This is a genomic window from Pseudomonas sp. 18-147 (assembly GCF_051048045.1).
GTDB lineage: Bacteria > Pseudomonadota > Gammaproteobacteria > Pseudomonadales > Pseudomonadaceae > Pseudomonas > Pseudomonas aeruginosa.
The window spans coordinates 2,911,762-2,930,178 of sequence record NZ_CP182296.1; the positions used below are offsets into that span (position 1 = coordinate 2,911,762).

Genomic DNA, 18,417 nt, shown 5'->3' on the forward strand with positions numbered 1-18,417 from the left:
GTGATGTGCTGCGAATAGCAGCACAGCGCCCCGCCGCGATGGGCGGGGCACTGCGGCGGTCACGCCGCCTGGGGCTTGCTGCGCGACCAGATCAGGTCGTGCGCGCCGTCCTCGCCTTCGATCAGGCGGGCATAGACCGGAGCCGGGAACGAAGGATCGTCGAGGGTCACGGATTTGTATTCCCGCCCGGCCTCGCTGGTCTTGTTCCACGCCGCGCCGATGTCGTGGCCGGCGGCCTGGAGGCGGAAGTCGGGGGCGTTCTCGCTGCTGCCCTTGTCGTTGGGAACCAGCTTGACCTTGACGTTGAGCGTCAGGGTGCGAAGCGTGCCGGCGAAGCCGTCTTTGTCTGCGGTGAAGGTGCCGATGTTGGCCATGATGTTTTCTCCTTTCGGTTGAACAAGGTTCGCGCCCATCGCGTCCTTGTTGTGATCCGACCTGCGGGGGACGGGCTGGCTGCACCGCTTGCGGTCGAAACGCAGTGGAGAGCCGGGAGGCGAAAAGAATTTGCTGCGCGAGGAAGCCGCGTAGCGGCGGGGAAATTGTTTTCGCCGGACGGTTGCAGCCATGAAGCCCGAGGCGCAGCCGTGCCACCGCCAGGATTCACAACGAGACAAGGACGCCTTGGGCCGAACCGCTCCGAAAGGAGATGGGGCCGACTCGGCATCCCCGCCCGAAGGCTTCTCCGGCTCGCCCGCTGACGCGGGCCAGGTCAACCATCCGACGACAAGTGAGAACGTCCCCGCCGCACCTTGCGGCGCCGGTCTTGAGGCGTGGCGTGGAAGCTCCATAGCGATGCCGGGCGGGTTGTCCGTGAACTGTCCTTCGTGACGTGATGGGCAGGAACCGCCAGCGTTGAGGACGGCACGCACCTGCACAACCTGCCGCAGCGAGCGCCAGCGTGTTCGCCAGCGCCCCGTCCATTGCGGCGGGGCGCTGGCCGGGCCGATCCGGCGCAGCCGGTTCGGCTGCATCGAGGGGAGCCAAGCATCGCGCGGCGGGGATAGCCCGCGGGGCTTTCCCCTGGAGGCAAGCGCAGCGCGCAGCGCCGCAGGCGCGAAGGCGTGAGGGATTGAAGCCGAATGGCCGTGACAGCGAAGTCGGCACGGGGCGCAGCCCGAAAGCCCGGCGGCGCTGTGCGCCGACACGCCCAGGCCGTTCCAGATTTCCAAACAGGAAACGCGGACATGCCTCTGATGAAATGGGCGCGGCCTACGCTGCGGGCTATGCACTCGGCAAGCCGAAAACTGCTGGTGATTCCTGCGCACTGCGGGCGCTTCGGCTTGCAGTCCCATGCGGGCCTGCTATTGCCGGGCGGGAAGCCCGGTCACGTCAACGCCGCCGCCTGAACTGCCGTGATGGCGGCGGCGTTCTGATTCGGCTGTTGGCCTTGAACACCGGGCGCGGCCACTGCCGCGCCCGGATTTTGCGTCCACCGCGCCCAGGACGGAACGGCCTGGGCGCGGTGCTGATCGCGGTTATTCCTTCGTCTCGATGAGCCACCACAGGGCACGCGGCAAGACGCGGCCCGTGATGGGATGAATGTCGGTGAGGTCGGCGCGAGCCGACCAGCCCGAGGGCGGGCGGTAGCCGCGCACGTCGCCTTCGCCGTGCCAGCGGCGGGCGCGTACCGTGCCGGGGGCGTAGATCGCCGCCATGCGCGGGCGGCTGGTGGTGGTGCGGGTCATGGGGGCTTCTCCTTGCAGCGAAGCGCCCCGGTCGAGGCCGGGGCGCTTGCCTTCGGCGCGGGTCAAGCGGCCAGCGCCTCGGCGGGTTCATCCGCCATTGCTTCGGCATCCTCCGGGGCGTCCTGCTCCGGGTTTGCCTCCTGCGCGGCATCCTGCGGGCCTGCGGCCGTGAAGATGGCGGGCATCCAGCCCGTACCATCGGCCAGCCGCTCGGCTTCGCTGGCAATGTCGGCCTTCTTGAGTTTCGCCAGCCGGGTGACGGATTCCGGTGCAAACGCGCCCACGGCATCCAGAATCACAGCCTTGGAAACGTGCTTGAAGTAGCCTTCTGCGGTCGGCTTCCACCATGCGGCCATGTCGAGGCCCACGGCTTGCGCCAGTTCCTCGCCGGGCCGGTGCGCCGTGGCGCGAGGCGTCACCACGTCCACCGTGGAAGCCACGCACACGGCCAGCAGCCGCACCAGCTCGTCTTGCGGCTTCGCCAGCAGCGCGGCGAACAGTTCGGCGCCGTCCTCCGGCAAGGCTTCACCGGCTACCTGTTGCAGTTCGCGCAGCGCCACGGCGGCAGGCGATTCCGGCCAGTCCGGGGCCATGCCTTCCAGTCGGTCTTGCGCCGTGAGGCGCACGCCCAGCGGCAGGTCGTGGCCGTAGTGGCTTTCCTGCAAGACGGTCTGCACCATGCCATGCACCAGCGCGGCCAGCGCAACATGCGGATGCCGGGCGACTTCGATTTGCAGCGCCGCCGTGCGGTGGGCGCTCAACCGCTGCGCCAGCCGGTCGGACAGGCTCGCGGCCTTGGGTGCGTCGTCGTCCTCGTGCTCGTCGTTGGCGGCTTCGCCTTCGGTGTTGCCGAAACCGCGCCGCAGCTTTTCCAGCGTGCGCAGCGCCTTGGCCTCGGCTTCGCGCAGCAGGCCGCGATGAATGACGGCCTCGCCGTTGCGGTCAATGGTGACGATCGCACCGGCCACCTCGCGCACCTCGGGGGCATAGCCTTGTAAGGCGTCCTCCGCGTCTTGCAGTTCCCCGACTACCTGATCGCGCCGCTGTTCCAGCTTCTCGGCCTTGGCTTCGTCCTCGCTGCTTTCAACTTGGCAGGCTTCTTCCAGTTCGGCGTCGATCTTTTCGAGGCGGGTTTCCAGCGAGGCGATGCGGCGGGCCTCGCGGGTGGTCGGCTCGCGGCGATGGCGCGGGGCGTTCTGGAACGCCTGCCGTTCCTCGTAGGCCAGATGCGGCACGGCCTCCACCCATGCCCAGCCCTCGGCACGCACGTCCTCGGCCAGCGTTGCCAGCTTGTCGCGCACCAGCGTTTCCAGCACTGCGGTATCGGTGAGGTAGGTTCCGGCATCGCCTTCTGCGAACAGGTCGCGGCGGATGCCGCCGCCTGCCTGCCGGTAGGTGTCCAGCCCGACGAAGCGCACCAGCGCGTGCGTGGCGTCGATTTCGCGCTCGGTCAGGCGCTCGCGCAGCTTGGACGGGCTGCGCTGCCATTCCGGCGCACCATAGAACGCGGCCTCCTGCGCGGCGTGGTCGTCGGTGATGGTCAAGGCCATCAACTGTTCCAGCGTCACGCCACCGGCCCGGTAGTCGGCCATCAGGCGCGGCGAGACATTCGCCAGCTTCAAGCGGCGCTGCACCACCAGCGGGGACACGCCGAAGTCGGCGGCAATGTCTTCGACGGGCCGGCCTTCCTTGACCAGTGCGGCGAAGGCTGCGAACTGGTCGGCGGGGTGCATGTTCTCGCGCTGCACGTTCTCCGCAAGGCTGACGGTGCGGGCGGACGCATCGGCCACCAGCAGGCACGGCACTTCGTAGCCGGCGGGGATGCGCTTCTTCTTCGCCAGCAGCTTCAAGGCGGTCAGGCGGCGGTCGCCTGCCACCACTTCGTAAGCCTCGCCATCGGCGGAAAGGATGACGATCAGGTTTTGCAGCAGGCCGATGCGGGCAATGCTCGCGGCCAGTTCGGGGATGGACTGGCGCGGGGTCGTCCGCACGTTGCGCTTGGAACGGCGCGGCAGCAACTGCGAGAGGGGAACCAAGATCAGGTTCTTGGTCGGATCGGCCACTTCCAGCGGTGCGGCGGCTTCGATGGCGATGGCTTCGGTTTTGAGTACGGCGTTCATGGTGATGACTCCTTGCGGTTGGGATGCAGCAGCGAGAGAAGCGGCAAGGGCTGCTGCCTGCCCCTGCCGCGTGGGGATTCAGGCTTTCAACTGGCGCAGGCCATCGGCCAGCAGCCACAGGGCGCGGTTCAGGCGCACGCTTTGGTCGATGCCCTGCACGGGCCGGGTGGTCTGGCGGCGGCCATTGGCGGCGCGGGCGGACAGGCCGCCTTTGGTCAAGTTCTCCTGCGTGCGGTTGAACACGCTCCACAGGTCGCGGCGGTCGTCGTCATGGCGGCGCGGCATCAGGATTTGCGATTCCGTGACGGGCGCGGGCTTGTCCTCGTCGTACTTCAACGCCAGCGCAGCGCGGGCGAACACTTCCGATTCCCCGGCGTCGAGCGTGATGGCGCGCATGGCATCGCGGGATTCCTGCGCCCGGTCGAAGCCGTGCAGGACTTCGTAAGCGCCTTCGATCACCTGCGCCGCCACGTCGCCCTTGTGCGGCACGCGCACGTCGGCCACGGTGTCGCCGCAGACAAGGCCATTGCTGCAAACGAAGCGGAACATCCCGGCCAGCATCTGATAGCTGCTGGTGCCGTCATGGGAGTTCAGCAGGATGATTTCGTTGGCCTCGCGGCCGTTGATCTGGCTGGCGTGGCGCAGCCGGATCATGTGCTTGGTGTAGTCGCGGCGGTCGTCGTGGCGCACGCGGGTTTGCGTCACCATGAAAGGCTCGAAACCTTCTCCGCGCAGTTCTTGCAGCACGGTGGCGGTGGGGATGTAGCTGTACCGCTCGGAGCGGCTTTCGTGCGGGGCTTCCGCGAAGATAGACGGGGCCACGGCCCGGATTTGGTCGTCGGACAAGGGACGTTCCGAACGCAGCACCGGGGAACGGGAAGCGAAGCGGGATGCGAGTTGCATGGCATTTCTCCTGACAAAGAAAAAAGGGTTTGCTGTTCACACCGCACACCGGATTCCTAGATTCGGAAGCCCAGCCTTTCGGCTGTTTGGTGCGGTCGGCACGAGGAACCCGGTTGGCCCTGTTGCCACCGTCTTTCCTGAGTTCATCGCCCGCGACGGTCAGGAGCGCGCGGACGGGGGCCGTCAAGGAGGCAAGCGCAGGGTTGGTGCGGCCCGCAGGCGCAGCCGAGGACACGGCCCTGCGCGCCTTGACGGCACACGGCCGCGGGCTACAGTCGCGGTGAAGGTGATGAAGTCAGGGGAGACGGCTGGACAAGGCAACGGCCCCTCAACACGCCGACCGCACGGCAAGCGAAGCGCGCAGGCCCGGATCTAGGAATCCGGGCCGGAGGCGTCAGCCGAGCGGAGCGAGGGAACGATGGAAGCCCGAAGGGGGCGAGACTCGCGTAGCGAGGCTCGATGCGCAGCACGACAGCGCGACCGGCCATGTTTCTTGGCCGGGGACGCACGACTGTCCTACGATCCCTCTATGGAGGAAACCATCATCAACAACGACGATCGTTTGGAGCACATGCTCCACCGCTCCAATGCCTTGCACGAACGTCTGGATGAACTACTGGGCGACGCCGATTTCGATGGATCGCCCCGTGGCGAGTCAGCTCTTGGCATGTGCCTGGTCGCTATGGAGCATGCAACAGCGATGCGAGCATTGATGGCGCTGCGACTACCCTCGTCCGCCGTCGGCCTCATGCGCCTGCAGTTCGAGGCCCTGACGCGGGCAATGTGGCTGCTCTACGCAGCCAGCGACGCAGCGATCGACAAGCTGCTGGCGCCACTGACGCTGCAGAGCGAACAGGCGGCCAAGAACTTGCCTGGCGCCAGCGAAATGATTGAGCAGATCGGCAAGCGAGTCGGACAAGGCGCGCCGGCGGCTGCGCACCAAATGCTTTCGCATTTCAAGGATGTGACCTGGCACGGCATGAACTCGTTCGTGCATGGCGGCATTCATCCACTGCGGCGCAGTGCCGACGGCTTCCCGGTCGATCTTGCGCTACAGGTACTGCGCAGCTCGAACGGTCTGACGACCATGACCGGCATGACGATGGCAGTCCTCACCGGCGACGAGGCCGTGGCCAAGCCCGTGAGTAAGATCCAGCCGGCATTCGCCGACTGCCTGCCGGATCTCCTGAAACCTTGAACGAGGCATCTTGCGACGCCCCGCGCGAAATCATTCGATGATCCGCCCGGCCAGCCGCGCATCGCGCGCATAGGCACTCAGGCGCTTCTCGGCACGGAAGTGCAGATCGCGTTCGACCGGCAACCCGAGCCGCCCGCGCACGGCCGCCAGCTCCTGCAGGCTGACCCAGCCGATTTCCGGCATCCCCAGGCCCAAATCGCACAGCCCAAAGGCGTGGTCGTGGTCATCGGGATCAATCTCGGTCAGCAGCCAGGTCGCGCCGGCGTCCGGCGTGAACAGCTTGACCACGGGGGCCGGATCGAAGTCCGGGTTCTCCAAGGATTCGCGGCCGTTGGCCAGCAACACGATGCGCTGCTCGTCGGTGATGAGTGCGTTGTTCATGGTGAACTCCTGAAAGGAAGCCGGGCGGAATTGCCCGACCCTTCCGGGGCACGGCGCAGCGCAAGCAGTCAGGGGTCAACGACGGCCGCCAGGACGCAAGCGCCATCGGCGCGCAGCCCTTGACGGCGAGAACGCCGTGGCACGATGAAGGGAACAGCAAGACCGCCTCCCTCGCACCTCCACGCACCCCGGTTTTCGGCAAGTGCGCAGCACGCGCAGGCCCGCGAGGGCCGGAGTCGCGCCGCCGGGCGCAGCAAAAAGGGGGCCGAAGCCCCCAATGGTCAAAGCAGGCCGCGTTCGGCGAATGACGTGGTGCGAGTCCCCGCAACGATGACGTGATCCAGCGTGCGAATGTCCACCAGCGCCAGCGCCTGCCGAAGCTGCGAGGTCATCGCCTTGTCGGCCGCGCTCGGCTCGGAGTTTCCGCTCGGATGGTTGTGCGAAACGATGACCGCCGCCGCATTGAGCCGCAGCGCCTGCTTCACCACCTCGCGCGGATGCACCTCGGCGGCGTCGATCGTGCCGCGGAACATCTCCACGTAGTCGATCAGCCGATGGCGCGTGTCGAGGAACAACACCGCGAAGACTTCGTGCTCGAAGCCGGCCAGCTTGGCGCGCAGGTAGTCCTTCACCGCCTCCGGCGAAGTGAACGCCTCGCCGCGCTGCATCTTCTGTTCGATGACCTGGCGCGCGGCTTCCAGAATCTGGTCGGCGTCCGCCAGCCGATAGCGCCCACGGCCATCGCGCACCATCAGCGGGGTGTCGAGAGTGAGGGTCAGTTGCGACATGATCGTGCTCCGGTTGCTCGGGCGGAATTGCCCGGAACCGGTGCCAGCACGGCGCAGCGCAAGCAGTCAGGGGTCGCAGACGGCCGCCAGGACGCAAGCGCGCATGGCGCGCGCCGCCCTTGACGGCGAGAACGCCGTGGTACGGTGAAGGGAAACAGCAAGACCGCCCCATGCCATACACGAACCCTGGCAAGCGGAGCGCGCAGGCCCAGCAGGGCCGGAGGCGTCAGCCGAGCGGCGCGAGGGAACGATGGAAGCCCGCAGGGGCGAGACTCGCGCAGCGGGGCTTGATGCGTAGCACGACAGCGCGGCCCGACCGGGGACGCCCGAAATCGGCTATCTTTGAAGGAGATTCCCGCATTGGGTTTCGTAAGGTCAGATAGGCGAGAACACTGAAATCACAAGGAAGAGCATGGCCGCCCTCTATCAACTTGCAGTGCTTGGTTCGCCAACCGACGCCCAGATTTCTGAGCTTGAAGAAATCGTCGGAACTGCCGTAGGCATGTTCAACTTGCGACTAGGACATGAAGTTGGATGGGAGGTGCGCCCGGAAGCGTTTAACCCCGACCAACAGCGCTCATCCGCTGCAGTATTTTTCGGGGGCGACAATCCACCTCTCGCCAACGTGGCGAAGTTGCTGGAGCGAGGCATCCCGCTACTGCCGATAGCATCCGACGTCAATCGAGTTAACGCAGAGATTCCTGAATTACTGCGACCTCTCAACTGCTTAGCCTATGCCGCCAACGGGTCACAGCGTGTCGCGACCGCTTTACTTGAGTGTGCGGGGTTGCTACCTCGCCAGCGTCGAGTGTTCGTAAGTTACCGCCGGGGCGAAGCCCGTGAGGCAGCCTTGCAGCTCTTTGACGCCTTATCTGCTCGGCTATTCGATGTGTTTCTCGATACGCATGGGATTCCACCTGCGGAAGATTTTCAGACGATGCTATGGCATCGCCTTTGCGATTCCGACGTTCTTGTGATGCTTGACACGCCAGGCTACTTTGAAAGCCGCTGGACAAGCGCAGAGTTCGGACGCGCTCTGGCGAAAGGCATCAGCGTCTTACGGGTTGGCTGGCCAGACTGCACGCCATCTGCGCGAACAGCCACCGCCAGTCGCGCAGAATTGTTGCCCGACGAAGTGGATGCGGCCACAGGACGCCTCGCGGACAGCGCTGTGGAGCGAATCTGTCTACAGCTCGAAGAAGTTCGCAGCCAAAGCCATGCGGTCCGTTCCGTCAATCTAGTGAGCAATTTGCGCAACGCTATTCAAACGATTGGCGGTCAACTTGTCGGCGTTGGACCGAACAAGGCGGTCTATATCCGACTGCCGGATGGCCGGAATGTCGTCGTCTACCCAACAGTTGGTGTCCCCACGTCGACCACGTTGCATGACGCATCCACCAATTCGCCAGATCAATCGGTTGCCGTCGTTTACGATCATGTTGGCTTGCATCCCCGGTGGCTGGGGCATTTGGACTGGCTGGGCCAGCATATCCACTCTGCGCGGTGGGTCAAAGCCAGCGAGGCTGGATGGCAATTTGCGGACTGGGAGGCCTGAATCGTGAGCGCAATCTTCCTTTCAGCCAGTGTCCCACTTATCGGCCGCGGCTCGTATCACGAGACCGCCAATCCATTCCTCATCCAATGCGCTGTGAGGGAACTGGTCATGGCCGTCATTCGTCAGCACAAGATCGTGTGGGGAGGCCATCCCGCTATCACGCCTATGATCTGGAGCATTTGTGAGGATTTGGGTGTCGATTATTCTGGGGCCGTGGTTCTGTATCAGAGCACGTTCTTCAAGGATCGTTACCCGGAAGAAAACGACCGTTTTCACAATGTAGTATTCACCAATGCAGTTGCCGGTGACAGAGAGGCGAGCCTGCTGCTAATGCGGGAAGAAATGCTGTCGCGCGATGATCTCGTTGCCGCTGTTTTCATCGGCGGCATGGAAGGAGTGGAAGCCGAGCATGAACTCTTCAGGCAATTCCACCCCGCCGCCAAAGTTCTGCCCGTACCGTCGCCAGGCGGGGCGGCCTTGAACTTGGCCAAAGATCAAGGTTATTTCGCCGATGCGGATCTTGGTGATGTGGACTTCGCGCAACTCTTTCACACGCACCTCGCATTGAACATTCAAGGTGCAGCGAGTTGAGTCTCCTCTGCAGATTTACATGATCCAACAAAGGACTCGCCATGCCACGGAGAATCTTCTATAGCTTCCACTATCAACGCGACAGTTGGCGCGCCTCCAAGATACGGAATATTGGTGTTGTTGAGGGCAACCAACCAGCAAGCGATAACAAATGGGAAGAAGTGAAGCGAGGCGGCGAGGCCGCAATCAAGCGCTGGATCGACGATCAGCTGCAAGGACGGACATGCACAATTGTTCTGGTCGGAGCCGAAACGGCGAATCGCCCCTGGATTCGATATGAGATTGAGCAGTCATGGAATAGTGGCAAGGGACTCTTGGGGATACGAGTCCATAAGCTGCTGGACCACAACCAGCAACCATCAGTTGCCGGGGCCAATCCATTTGACTCATTTACCTTGAACGACGGTAGAAAGCTATCCACCGTCGTCCGCATGTACGATCCACCAGGGGCCACGAGCAGTGCGGCCTATAACCACATCAGTGACAACCTGTCGGGCTGGATTGAAGCGGCGATCGCTGCGCGCTAAGAAGCCAAGCCTCCCGTCAAAACAACGACCCAGTGCTCATGGGGCGCCCATAGAGCTCCGAGATTTGCCTCTGGAACTGGGTCTGTCCTCCATAGCTAGGATGCCTCACGCAAATCACGGGTACGGAATCCGTGATGCGATGGGCCGCAGCGGCGGCATCGTTGCCGATGGCGACGATGCGAGAGGGACGTAGCAAGACAATGAGCTGTTGGAGCAGTTCTTCGCCGGCTCGCCTCTCACGCGCGTTGTGCTGCCGGTTGGTGAACGGATCTCCTGATTCGTGCGGATGCAGAGGGAAAACGTTCCAGAGGAAGATGCGGGCATCAATATGTTCCAGCATGCCCCATATGACCGCGGCGGTTCGTTCGGCCACAGCACTGCCTATCGTCGGCCGTTCGGCGACCTGGTCGAGATTCCAACGCCTAGCGTGCTGGCTTATGTGAAGGTCGTCGGTCAGGGCTAACCCAGTGCGGCGTCCTCCGCGATATCCGAGGTCTCGTCCAATCCATATCGCGTCTACGGGTTCCTCGGTTGCACGACGCAACATGGCGGACAGTGCAGCAGCACGGCGACGTGGTGCATCGCGTCGATCATGAACTTCACAACGATCCGAATACGGATTGAAGCAGTCTTCGAACTGCAGAGAAGCAACTGCATCAACGAACGGGTGGATCTTCATTTTTCAGACTCAAGTGGCATGTATTTGATGGTGCGTTGTTCTCGGTTTCCAATGATCCAGCCGCCTTGATTTTCCTTGAGCTGGCGAAAGACAGCATAGCCATCCAGGATTGCCTTTTCCCAGAGCTTTAGCGGACATTTCTCCACTTCGTAACCACTCACGAACTCACCAATGGTCTTGAGAACCCCAAGTGAGACCTTTTCCTGATTCTCGAAGAAATTCAGCTCCTTGGCTCTGGAGAAAATCCACGCTGAAAGCCCTTCTTCCACGACGATGGCCCGACCACTGTCCTGCTCTTCATCGTATTTCGGATTGCTCTTTCGCTTGTGCTTGATCAATGCCCGCATCACAGGTGACCAGTGCAGGATTGCTGCATAAGCAAAGTGGAAGACATCATGGAACCGGTAGCCATCGCGATCGGCAATGTTGTCCGTCAGAGGGTCTCCAATGAATACGCCCTTCCATTGGAGGTAACTCTTGCCGCTGCCTCGCTGATTGACCCGGATTTTGAAATCCCTGGGTAGCTGTTCCTCAATTCCAAACTCACTGTCGAAATCAAGGCCAGCCAGGTCTTCTGCCTGCGGCTCCAAGAACGCGCCGCGAGCTTTCCGGAGATTTCCGCGAGCCACCTCAGAGAACGCAAGTTCGGCCGCATGAATTGCATCCAGGTAAGCCCGTGCGAAAGCAATCAAGTCTGCGCGTGCAGGCGTACTTCCAAGTAGCGCTGCCGCTGACTGCCCCAAACGCACCAAGGTGGCATCCAACGAAGCAGTCGCGGCGACAGGCACAGCGATATAGGCTAACGCACCTTCGGTGATGTCACTTGCAGCGCCCACATTCTTGAAGTTTCCGTGGTTCGCAGCTTCCGAGAATATCTCTTCGAGAGGAATCTGCAGGCGCCTGCAGATTGCAGCCAAATACCAGAGGGTGTCGCCAAACTCTTCTTCTGCCGCCTTCTTGAAACCCGGGTAAGCCGTTCTCTCTCGAACACTTTTCTTGGCCGTAGCCATTATTCCGCCGACTTCTCCGTATAGACCTTGGAGGACAGGATTGAAGTCATTCGGGTTGAGTACGTCTGTGGCTGCAATTTCCGCAGCGTAATCCGAGAGCAAGAGGGAGCCTTCCTTTTTCATCGGTCACCTGCGAAGAGTCAGCCATTCGAATGGAGTGCCCTGATAACCGCTCACGTCAAAGCTGCGAATCCATTTCTCAAGGTTCGCAATCAGTTGCGCATCGTCAAAGGTGGTTAGACCTATTCCCGTTTTGCATAAGGGCCGATCTTGCTGGTCTTTCAGTTCCTCGGGAAATTCCGGACCCTCGCCCCCGAAGTACACAAAATCATTACTGATCAGGACCCTGTTGACGCCCGTATCACGGGCAACATGGTCCGGGTTGAGCGTGCCATTGGGGCGGGAATGAAATGAGTCTCGCTGCTGCCAAGCGGCTCCAGGCGCGGCCCTGAAGTAGATGTTGTCCCCGCAACTTTGCTTCCGACTCCCATTGCGGTACGGCATCTTGTATTCAAACCGTGGATCTGCGCCATATTCGTCGAATGTCATCGCCTCGGTAACGCGCATCGCGTACACGAGACGCCCGCCACGTCGGACAGTTCTATCATTGCTGCCACTGCCGACCACCCAATCACCGATGTCAGCGGATCGGCGGATATTGGGTTTGCAGGTCGCAAGCGTGCAGTAGCCATAGAAAGGGTTGGGCGCGAAACCACTGTCGTATCGCACCACATAGGAGTGAATGCGAGCCATCAGCAGGGATGCCGCTTGAGTGGAACCGGGTCGCAGGCACCACCGTCTGGCTTTTCCCACGAGTCCTTCCCGTTGATCGCGTCAATGATCGCATCGCCGTTCCACCCAACCAAGGCGTCGGCATATTCTTTCAGGGCCTCTGGAAGGTCGCATTCCTTCTCGCCATGCTCCCAAACACCGACAATGCGCTTGCCCTGTTTGGCCGCATATTCGATTTCCCAGTTCACCCAATCGCTATTCTTGGTCTGGGGCGAAACGTAGCAAATGAACACTCCAGCCCAGTTGATGGCAGGGGCAAGGATCTGCGTCTTTATGTAGTGCTCATCGGTGGCATTGTTGAACTTCCCTGTATGGATGGAGGAATCCCTGACCTCGATCCCTTTTGGAGCTAACAGATCTACAGGGACTTCCCCTTTCGTCAACAGCGGCTCATAGGTTTTCTTCCTGATAAACGGTATTCGCATTCATTGATCGCGGACGCACGATGAACTCAGAAGCCACCGCAAAAGGACAGACTGCACATCTACAGGCGGGCTTTTGTCGGCCAGTTGGTCCGAGGCCCCAGATACGAACCGCTCAGCAGGACTCCATTCATTCGTCGTGCTTGAAGCACGGACGAGTTATCGAGCTCACCTGCTGCCGGTCTGACCTGTGGTGGTTATCTGCTATCGCACGTCCAACTCAGAGAATCAGTTCATGCCAGTTGCGGCTTCTGCCGCGCCGCCGGTATTTGGGGCACATGGTTGGGGTCGAATGCACCGTCGCGCGTGAGCACCGCCCACAGAATGCGCGCGTTCTTGTTGGCCAGCGCCACCACGGCCTTTTGCCAGCCCACGCGCTCTTTCAGTTGCACCAGCCACTGGCTGATGCGGTCGCTGCGTTTGGCCGCGCTCATCACGGCCGACTTGGCGCCCTGGATCAGCAGCGTGCGCAAGTAGTCGTCGCCGCGTTTGGTGATGCCCCCGAGCCTGGCTTTGCCGCCGGTGGAGTTCTGGCTGGGCACCAAGCCGAGCCAGGCGCCGAACTGCCGCGCGTTGGCAAACTGGCCGAAGTTGCCCACGCTGGCAACCAGCGCCGACGCCGTGGTCGGACCGATGCCCAGCAAAGTGGCTGCCTTGGCCGCCCGCGCATCGGCGCGCACGTGGGCGGCAATGCGCTCGTCGCACCAGGCAATCTGCAGGTCGACGTCGATCCAGTGCAGATGCGCGCGTTGCAGCGCCAACCGTGCCACGCCGGGCAACTCGTTGCTGGCGTCCTCGATCACGCTGGCCAGCACCAGGCGCAGCGCGTCTGGACCTTGCGCGAAGACCAGCCCGAACTCGGTCAACAGGCCGCGGATGCGGTTGATCAACGCTGTGCGCTCTTCCTTGAAACCTTCGCGCAGCCGGTGCACGGCAAGCTGGCCTTGCTGCTCGGCCGTCTTGACCGGCACGAAGCGCATGTGCGGGCGAGCTGCGGCCTCGCAGATGGCAGCGGCATCATTGGCGTCGTTCTTGCCGCTCTTGCCAGCCATGCGGTAGGGCGTGACGAAGTGGCCTGCGATCAGCCGCGCATCCAGGCCCAGCACGCGCAACCGGCGGGCCACATGGTGTGCGCCACCGCAGGTCTCCATCGCCACGATGCAACCGGCCGGCAACTCCGCGCACCAAGAGAAGAAGCGGTCAGGCGGCAACGCGCGGGCTACGACCACGCGCCCAATCGCATCGACCGCGTGAACCTGGTAGACCCGCTTGGACAGATCGACCCCTACCCGCGCCACCGGCGCCCGTGTAATCTCTGCCATGGACTTCCCCTTTCCTGTTTCAGATTGAACTTCCGCGAGTCAATCTTGGTGCCTGGACACCGTGCTGGGATTGGGGAAGTCCCTTCGTATTCCTTCAGCTTCTGGAGTCCGTGATCGTCCTTATGGACATGGCTGATGAACACGTTCCTTTTCTCTGCCACCTGTCACCTCCATTGTTCTTACATGGTTTGAAGATCGTAACTGTGTTTTCGGCCGCTGTGGCAGGAAATGCTGACCCGTTTGCCTTGATCAAATAATTGCCTGCAAACCCTTGTCGGCGATGACGTTGAGCAGCTTGAGGGCCGGCCCGGTGGGATGGGTTTCGCCTTGCTCCCACTTTCGCACGGTCGACGCGGTGGTGTGCAGGTGAAGTGCGAACACCGGCTGGCTGAACTTCAACCGTTCGCGCAGGTGTTTGATGTCGGCAGCACTGAACTCCCGCACCGGCGGCGGGCAGATCGCGTCGAACTCGCGCATCGTCACCTTGCCGATCGCTCCCGCTTCGTGGAGCGCAGCCAGGTCGCCACGCAGGGATTCAATGATCTTGCTCACAATGCACCTCCAATAACACGCCCGAGTGCAACGCCTTCGACAAAGCCTCGGCGGACAGTTCCAGGAACACCTTGCCGGCGAATTGCAGCGCCTTCTTCTCGTCCTGCGTGATATTCGCCTTGTCGCTCTTGGGGAACCCATGCAGGAATACGTAGCGGCTGCCGATCCGGGCCGACAGCAGCGTGCGGTAGCCGCCGCTCTTGCCGCCGCCGGATCGGGCAACCCGCTTCTTGTAGAGGAAGCCGCCCAAGTCCGCGTCAATCAGACCGCTTTCCATCTCTTGAACCGCCTTGCACAAGGCAGCATCAGGCAGCTTTTCGCCCGCCTGCCACCGTGCAAAGTCCTTCCGCTTGAGGACGTGGGTCATCTTGACCTCCAAACTATACCCGTAACGGGCATGCTTTTCCAGTCCCCAGTGCGATGCACGGGCGGGGAGGGCTGCCGAGCCGATTGGCGTAACGGCGACACGGCAATCAGGGCCGACATGCCGAGGCACTGGTCACCGATCATGCGGTCACCTCTTTGGGTTCTTGCCGCGTGCCGACGACCGACTTGCGCCGGCTGGCTACCAACTCGGCTGCCTTACGCACCGGGTCGTCCTCGGTGTGGACGTAGCGCATGAACATCGCCACGGTCTTGTGCGCGGTTAGCGCCATGCCGACCTTGACGGGGATGCCGGAATTGGCAATGTCGGTCGCTGAGCGGTGGCGGATGCCGTGGGTGCCAACCTTCGGCACGCCGGCGCGATCAAGGATTCGGCGCCACGCCTGATAGTAGGAATGGGGGCCGAGCGGCTTGTCATGGTCGAGGATGGCCGGGCATACGTAGGGCGAATTGCCGTAGCGAGGTGCATTCGTCAGCAACCGGCGGGCTTCCTCGCTCAACGGCTTGGACATATCGCCCGTTTTGCTGTCCGGCCAGACAACCCGGCCGTTGGGCAAGTCGAGCCAATTCCACTGCAACAGCAGGATTTCCGACATGCGGGCCGCGAACTCGAATTGCAGCCGGACGGCCAGCAGATAGATGGGATGTTCCAGGCCCTCGGCTTCGGCTTTGTCCAAGTAGGCGAACAGGCTGACCATCTGCTCGTCGGTGATAAGGCGGGTCGAACCTTTCTCCGGGTACTTGGGTACGTGACGGCAAGGATTGGAGCCATCGGGCCGGTAGCCCCACAGTTCGGCCAGGTTGAACATCTTGCGGACGAGCGACAGTACGCGGTTTGCCTGCGTGGGGGACCTCTCCATGCGCTTCATCAGCGCGGTGATGTCGTGGCGCGTGACCTCGTGAACCTTCTTGCTGCCGAAGGCTGGGATGACGAAGTTGTCGATCTGGTACTGGTAGCCGGCCTGGGTGCTGGGCTTGTTGTGCAGTTTGGAGTGGTCATCCATGAACCGGCCGCACAGTTCCTTGACCGTCGGCGCCTTGCGGGCTTCGGCCTTGTCGAGTCCGGGATCGCCCCCGCGCCGGACTTCGGCCAGCCAGTCTTGGGCCAGCGACCGGGCCTGTTCGACCGTCAGCTCGCCGAACTGGCCGAGTGCCGGCTTGCGCCGCACGCCGGAGTTCGTGCGGTATTGAACCATGAAGACCTTGCGGCCCGTTGGTGTTATCTTGCAGAAGAAGCCCGGAACGAGCGTATCCCGGAGTTCCACATCGCAGGTTTGCGCCTGCGCCGTGTCAACGACGGACTTGGTGAGTTTGATCTTCGCCATGAGGTGCTCCTGAAAGGCCCCGATTCCAGGGGCCGGCTAGGAGCCAGGCGGAGGGGAACCGGAGCGGTTTGCATCGCGCACCGGGATATGATGGAAGGCACTGGCCTCGGGGAAAACCTGCTACAGCAAGCCTCATCCAAGTCCATCGTTAGCCCGGTGCGGATGCCATGCTCTGGCTTAAAATCCCTCGGGGGTAACCCCGTGCCGGTTCGACCCCGGCTCCGGGCACCATCGTGTTTCCTGGCGTTCAGCCGACTTCTGCGTTCCTTCCCCGATTTTCTTCCGGCCCGCCATCGCGCGGCAGTCAACGAGTCGACGTTGCCTTCTTTCCCTCCTCGGCCTTGGAGGCTTTTCATTCTAGTACGGCTCCGTATAGGGTTCGCCCTGGCTGGCGAGCGGGAGTGTTTGTTCAGCTTGAAGTAGTTGTCTTTGGAAGTTTGATTTTTTGTCGTTATCTTCTGCTCCTGCTTTTTAATTTCCTTTCCGAATATATTCAATTCACTGGCGGAATTATCCTCTTTTCTCCTGCATGAATTGGTAGGCGGTACTTCCTCGTTGCTGTGCTTTGCTGACAGGGAAGGATCGCGAATCAGGGTTTTCGCCTCTTTCGTTTATGAACAGGAATTCATATATCGGAGATCAATCATGGCTTGGAAAGGTGAGGTTCTGGCTAATAACGAAGCAGGGCAGGTAACGTCGATTATCTACAATCCGGGCGATGTCATTACCATCGTCGCCGCCGGTTGGGCCAGTTACGGACCTACCCAGAAATGGGGGCCGCAGGGCGATCGGGAGCATCCGGACCAAGGGCTGATCTGCCACGATGCGTTTTGTGGTGCGCTGGTCATGAAGATTGGCAACAGCGGAACCATTCCGGTCAATACCGGGTTGTTCCGTTGGGTTGCACCCAATAATGTCCAGGGTGCAATCACTCTTATCTACAACGACGTGCCCGGAACCTATGGCAATAACTCCGGCTCGTTCAGTGTCAATATTGGAAAGGATCAGTCCTGATAACTTGTCTCGGAAAAAAAAAGGGCCCGAATGGGCTCTTTTTTTTAATGCAAATAAAGTGAAGTTGCCCGTGTGGCCGTTATGAACGGACAGGCAGCGCTTCGCAGTTGCGACTACCAATGACAAGAGTATCGAACTCCTGGAGCTGCCGCGGTCGTGGGAAACCGAGCGAGTGGGGGCGGGGAACTGCTTCAACACGCTTCGGTCTGAACGGGAATATCGATTCCTGACCCGATTCAGAATTCCGTCCACATAGTAGACAGTACCGAAGCCGATGCCCTGCCGACTTTCCCTGGTTGTATTTCCCGCTCTCTTCTCCATTGCCGCTGGCGCCGCGGAGGAACTCAAGGACATGGCAGGTTCGACCATCGTCGTTGCCGGAAGACTCGAGGCCGTCGAATGCCCTGGCGCAGGCCTGTACGATTGCACGGGGTGGCCTGCCAACCTGTACCGTTTCGAGGGACAGGACGTGTGCCTCAGCATCGAGGCTGGCTGCGATTACAGTTGCGATGGCATTCTCAGCGAGAAGGGCGGCACGCAATCGATCCTGGTTTCCGGCTCCTATCGCGATCACATCCGCAAGGTGGAAGGCACGCAGGTCTCCTGCCCGCGCTAGAGACGCTCGGCCGAGCGCTGGAAACATCGCGAGGTGCAACGGACGGTCTGCCGCCCGCTGAAGAAGGCGAGCGGCGTGGGATGTGCTAGGGTGCCCGTTTGCAGGGAGGACCCAGGGCATGGAGCACCCATACAAGACCCCAGAAGCGGACCTGGCCGACGAGAGGCTGACTGCGGGAGGTTTCCTTTCCGGCGGGCAGCCGCTTTGGAAGGCATTCTGGCTGTTCTTCGCTGCGGGTTTCTTATTGCTCAGCGTCGCCGCCAGGCAGGCGATGGTGGCCATTGTCGATCCGCTGATGCAGGAAGCTCCCGGCGAACATGCGGTGGCCCTGACCTTGTGGGGAATGGTCGGTGTCGAGCTGGTTAGGCTGGCCTACCTGTGCCTCAGCCTCGTCGTGGTCTGGCGCTGCGGGCGCAATTCCCGCTGGGTGGCTGCGCGCCATGCCAGCAGGGCGGTGCTGTTGGCACTGATACTCCTGACCCTTTACTCGATCTATCTGGTCTGGGCCTTGCTCGCCAGTCCCTGAGCGACGCGCCGAGGCTGGCGAGCATGC

Annotated in this window: 21 protein-coding genes; 7 read left to right on the forward strand and 14 right to left on the reverse strand. The window is 61.9% G+C overall.

Annotation, left to right across the window (positions count from 1 at the left end):
- Positions 1–59: 59 nt before the first annotated feature.
- The 4 genes from ACM0M4_RS14000 to ACM0M4_RS14015 all read right to left on the reverse strand — a co-directional run bounded on the left by ACM0M4_RS14000 (position 60) and on the right by ACM0M4_RS14015 (position 4,708).
- Positions 60–374 (reverse strand): DUF736 domain-containing protein, encoded by a 315-nt coding sequence (locus tag ACM0M4_RS14000; protein ID WP_180704783.1) that lies wholly within the window; start codon positions 372–374, stop codon positions 60–62.
- Between the two features lie 1,101 nt (positions 375–1,475).
- A complete protein-coding gene (locus ACM0M4_RS14005; protein WP_180704782.1) occupies positions 1,476–1,685 on the reverse strand; it encodes a hypothetical protein in 210 nt (69 codons plus the stop codon).
- A gap of 62 nt (positions 1,686–1,747) precedes the next feature.
- Entirely contained in the window at positions 1,748–3,805 is a 2,058-nt protein-coding gene (locus tag ACM0M4_RS14010; RefSeq protein ID WP_221345548.1) for a ParB/RepB/Spo0J family partition protein, read from the reverse strand.
- A 78-nt stretch (positions 3,806–3,883) separates the two neighbouring features.
- The gene (locus ACM0M4_RS14015; protein ID WP_074231548.1) at positions 3,884–4,708 is read right to left on the reverse strand and encodes a DUF932 domain-containing protein; all 825 of its coding nucleotides are present in this window, start codon (positions 4,706–4,708) and stop codon (positions 3,884–3,886) included.
- A 529-nt stretch (positions 4,709–5,237) separates the two neighbouring features.
- Between ACM0M4_RS14015 and ACM0M4_RS14020 the strand changes: the two genes are divergently transcribed.
- A complete protein-coding gene (locus ACM0M4_RS14020; protein ID WP_013721782.1) occupies positions 5,238–5,906 on the forward strand; it encodes a DUF6988 family protein in 669 nt (222 codons plus the stop codon).
- Positions 5,907–5,936: 30 nt separating this feature from the next.
- Here the strand turns inward: ACM0M4_RS14020 and ACM0M4_RS14025 are convergent, their stop codons facing one another.
- Both ACM0M4_RS14025 and radC read right to left on the reverse strand, forming a co-directional pair.
- Complete coding sequence (locus tag ACM0M4_RS14025) at positions 5,937–6,287, reverse strand: DUF2958 domain-containing protein (protein ID WP_013721783.1); 351 nt, start codon at positions 6,285–6,287, stop codon at positions 5,937–5,939.
- A 281-nt stretch (positions 6,288–6,568) separates the two neighbouring features.
- Positions 6,569–7,075: a RadC family protein gene (gene radC, locus ACM0M4_RS14030; RefSeq protein WP_013721784.1), complete on the reverse strand. Its 507-nt coding sequence runs from the start codon at positions 7,073–7,075 to the stop codon at positions 6,569–6,571.
- Positions 7,076–7,487: 412 nt separating this feature from the next.
- Between radC and ACM0M4_RS14035 the strand changes: the two genes are divergently transcribed.
- Genes ACM0M4_RS14035 through ACM0M4_RS14045 form a run of 3 tightly spaced genes read left to right on the forward strand, consistent with a single transcriptional unit; the run spans position 7,488 to position 9,748 of the window.
- A complete protein-coding gene (locus ACM0M4_RS14035) occupies positions 7,488–8,630 on the forward strand; it encodes a toll/interleukin-1 receptor domain-containing protein (protein WP_013721785.1) in 1,143 nt (380 codons plus the stop codon).
- Between the two features lie 3 nt (positions 8,631–8,633).
- The gene (locus ACM0M4_RS14040) at positions 8,634–9,221 is read left to right on the forward strand and encodes a hypothetical protein (RefSeq protein WP_180704780.1); all 588 of its coding nucleotides are present in this window, start codon (positions 8,634–8,636) and stop codon (positions 9,219–9,221) included.
- 41 nt (positions 9,222–9,262) lie between these two features.
- Positions 9,263–9,748 carry a TIR domain-containing protein gene (locus tag ACM0M4_RS14045; RefSeq protein ID WP_078465709.1) on the forward strand — a complete coding sequence of 162 codons (486 nt, stop codon included), beginning with the start codon at positions 9,263–9,265 and terminating at the stop codon, positions 9,746–9,748.
- 16 nt (positions 9,749–9,764) lie between these two features.
- Here ACM0M4_RS14045 and ACM0M4_RS14050 read toward each other — a convergent pair whose 3' ends face one another.
- From ACM0M4_RS14050 to ACM0M4_RS14085, 8 genes are all read right to left on the reverse strand, one after another.
- A complete protein-coding gene (locus tag ACM0M4_RS14050; protein WP_011805824.1) occupies positions 9,765–10,427 on the reverse strand; it encodes a uracil-DNA glycosylase in 663 nt (220 codons plus the stop codon).
- Positions 10,424–11,560, reverse strand: a complete 1,137-nt coding sequence (locus ACM0M4_RS14055; protein WP_011805823.1) for a nucleoside triphosphate pyrophosphohydrolase family protein — start codon at positions 11,558–11,560, stop codon at positions 10,424–10,426. The genes ACM0M4_RS14050 and ACM0M4_RS14055 overlap by 4 nt, the downstream gene beginning before the upstream one ends.
- 3 nt (positions 11,561–11,563) lie before the next feature.
- Positions 11,564–12,190 (reverse strand): hypothetical protein, encoded by a 627-nt coding sequence (locus ACM0M4_RS14060; protein WP_180704779.1) that lies wholly within the window; start codon positions 12,188–12,190, stop codon positions 11,564–11,566.
- On the reverse strand, positions 12,190–12,654 hold the full coding sequence (locus ACM0M4_RS14065; RefSeq protein WP_221345549.1) for a TIR domain-containing protein: 465 nt from the start codon (positions 12,652–12,654) through the stop codon (positions 12,190–12,192). The genes ACM0M4_RS14060 and ACM0M4_RS14065 overlap by 1 nt, the downstream gene beginning before the upstream one ends.
- Before the next feature lie 230 nt (positions 12,655–12,884).
- A complete protein-coding gene (locus tag ACM0M4_RS14070; protein ID WP_221345550.1) occupies positions 12,885–13,973 on the reverse strand; it encodes an IS110 family transposase in 1,089 nt (362 codons plus the stop codon).
- A 249-nt stretch (positions 13,974–14,222) separates the two neighbouring features.
- Positions 14,223–14,525, reverse strand: coding sequence for a helix-turn-helix domain-containing protein (locus ACM0M4_RS14075; protein WP_011805820.1), 303 nt, complete (start codon positions 14,523–14,525; stop codon positions 14,223–14,225).
- The gene (locus ACM0M4_RS14080; RefSeq protein ID WP_011805819.1) at positions 14,509–14,892 is read right to left on the reverse strand and encodes a type II toxin-antitoxin system RelE/ParE family toxin; all 384 of its coding nucleotides are present in this window, start codon (positions 14,890–14,892) and stop codon (positions 14,509–14,511) included. Before ACM0M4_RS14080 ends, ACM0M4_RS14075 begins: the two co-directional genes overlap by 17 nt.
- A gap of 139 nt (positions 14,893–15,031) precedes the next feature.
- On the reverse strand, positions 15,032–16,234 hold the full coding sequence (locus tag ACM0M4_RS14085) for a tyrosine-type recombinase/integrase (protein ID WP_180704778.1): 1,203 nt from the start codon (positions 16,232–16,234) through the stop codon (positions 15,032–15,034).
- A 645-nt stretch (positions 16,235–16,879) separates the two neighbouring features.
- Between ACM0M4_RS14085 and lecA the strand changes: the two genes are divergently transcribed.
- The 3 genes from lecA to ACM0M4_RS14100 all read left to right on the forward strand — a co-directional run bounded on the left by lecA (position 16,880) and on the right by ACM0M4_RS14100 (position 18,390).
- Positions 16,880–17,248: a PA-I galactophilic lectin gene (gene lecA, locus ACM0M4_RS14090; protein ID WP_003102492.1), complete on the forward strand. Its 369-nt coding sequence runs from the start codon at positions 16,880–16,882 to the stop codon at positions 17,246–17,248.
- A 274-nt stretch (positions 17,249–17,522) separates the two neighbouring features.
- On the forward strand, positions 17,523–17,864 hold the full coding sequence (locus ACM0M4_RS14095; protein WP_003120049.1) for a hypothetical protein: 342 nt from the start codon (positions 17,523–17,525) through the stop codon (positions 17,862–17,864).
- 118 nt (positions 17,865–17,982) lie between these two features.
- On the forward strand, positions 17,983–18,390 hold the full coding sequence (locus ACM0M4_RS14100) for a hypothetical protein (RefSeq protein ID WP_003113345.1): 408 nt from the start codon (positions 17,983–17,985) through the stop codon (positions 18,388–18,390).
- Positions 18,391–18,417 lie beyond the last annotated feature (27 nt).

What these genes read in the sequence shown, in the direction of transcription:
- ACM0M4_RS14000 (WP_180704783.1), bottom strand. Translation starts at nt 374, where the DNA reads ATGGCCAACATCGGCACCTTCACCGCAGACAAAGACGGCTTCGCCGGC.
- ACM0M4_RS14005 (WP_180704782.1), bottom strand. Translation starts at nt 1,685, where the DNA reads ATGACCCGCACCACCACCAGCCGCCCGCGCATGGCGGCGATCTACGCC.
- ACM0M4_RS14010 (WP_221345548.1), bottom strand. Translation starts at nt 3,805, where the DNA reads ATGAACGCCGTACTCAAAACCGAAGCCATCGCCATCGAAGCCGCCGCA.
- ACM0M4_RS14015 (WP_074231548.1), bottom strand. Translation starts at nt 4,708, where the DNA reads ATGCAACTCGCATCCCGCTTCGCTTCCCGTTCCCCGGTGCTGCGTTCG.
- ACM0M4_RS14020 (WP_013721782.1), top strand. Translation starts at nt 5,238, where the DNA reads ATGGAGGAAACCATCATCAACAACGACGATCGTTTGGAGCACATGCTC.
- ACM0M4_RS14025 (WP_013721783.1), bottom strand. Translation starts at nt 6,287, where the DNA reads ATGAACAACGCACTCATCACCGACGAGCAGCGCATCGTGTTGCTGGCC.
- radC (WP_013721784.1), bottom strand. Translation starts at nt 7,075, where the DNA reads ATGTCGCAACTGACCCTCACTCTCGACACCCCGCTGATGGTGCGCGAT.
- ACM0M4_RS14035 (WP_013721785.1), top strand. Translation starts at nt 7,488, where the DNA reads ATGGCCGCCCTCTATCAACTTGCAGTGCTTGGTTCGCCAACCGACGCC.
- ACM0M4_RS14045 (WP_078465709.1), top strand. Translation starts at nt 9,263, where the DNA reads ATGCCACGGAGAATCTTCTATAGCTTCCACTATCAACGCGACAGTTGG.
- ACM0M4_RS14050 (WP_011805824.1), bottom strand. Translation starts at nt 10,427, where the DNA reads ATGAAGATCCACCCGTTCGTTGATGCAGTTGCTTCTCTGCAGTTCGAA.
- ACM0M4_RS14055 (WP_011805823.1), bottom strand. Translation starts at nt 11,560, where the DNA reads ATGAAAAAGGAAGGCTCCCTCTTGCTCTCGGATTACGCTGCGGAAATT.
- ACM0M4_RS14060 (WP_180704779.1), bottom strand. Translation starts at nt 12,190, where the DNA reads ATGGCTCGCATTCACTCCTATGTGGTGCGATACGACAGTGGTTTCGCG.
- ACM0M4_RS14065 (WP_221345549.1), bottom strand. Translation starts at nt 12,654, where the DNA reads ATGCGAATACCGTTTATCAGGAAGAAAACCTATGAGCCGCTGTTGACG.
- ACM0M4_RS14070 (WP_221345550.1), bottom strand. Translation starts at nt 13,973, where the DNA reads ATGGCAGAGATTACACGGGCGCCGGTGGCGCGGGTAGGGGTCGATCTG.
- ACM0M4_RS14080 (WP_011805819.1), bottom strand. Translation starts at nt 14,892, where the DNA reads ATGACCCACGTCCTCAAGCGGAAGGACTTTGCACGGTGGCAGGCGGGC.
- ACM0M4_RS14085 (WP_180704778.1), bottom strand. Translation starts at nt 16,234, where the DNA reads ATGGCGAAGATCAAACTCACCAAGTCCGTCGTTGACACGGCGCAGGCG.
- lecA (WP_003102492.1), top strand. Translation starts at nt 16,880, where the DNA reads ATGGCTTGGAAAGGTGAGGTTCTGGCTAATAACGAAGCAGGGCAGGTA.
- ACM0M4_RS14095 (WP_003120049.1), top strand. Translation starts at nt 17,523, where the DNA reads ATGCCCTGCCGACTTTCCCTGGTTGTATTTCCCGCTCTCTTCTCCATT.
- ACM0M4_RS14100 (WP_003113345.1), top strand. Translation starts at nt 17,983, where the DNA reads ATGGAGCACCCATACAAGACCCCAGAAGCGGACCTGGCCGACGAGAGG.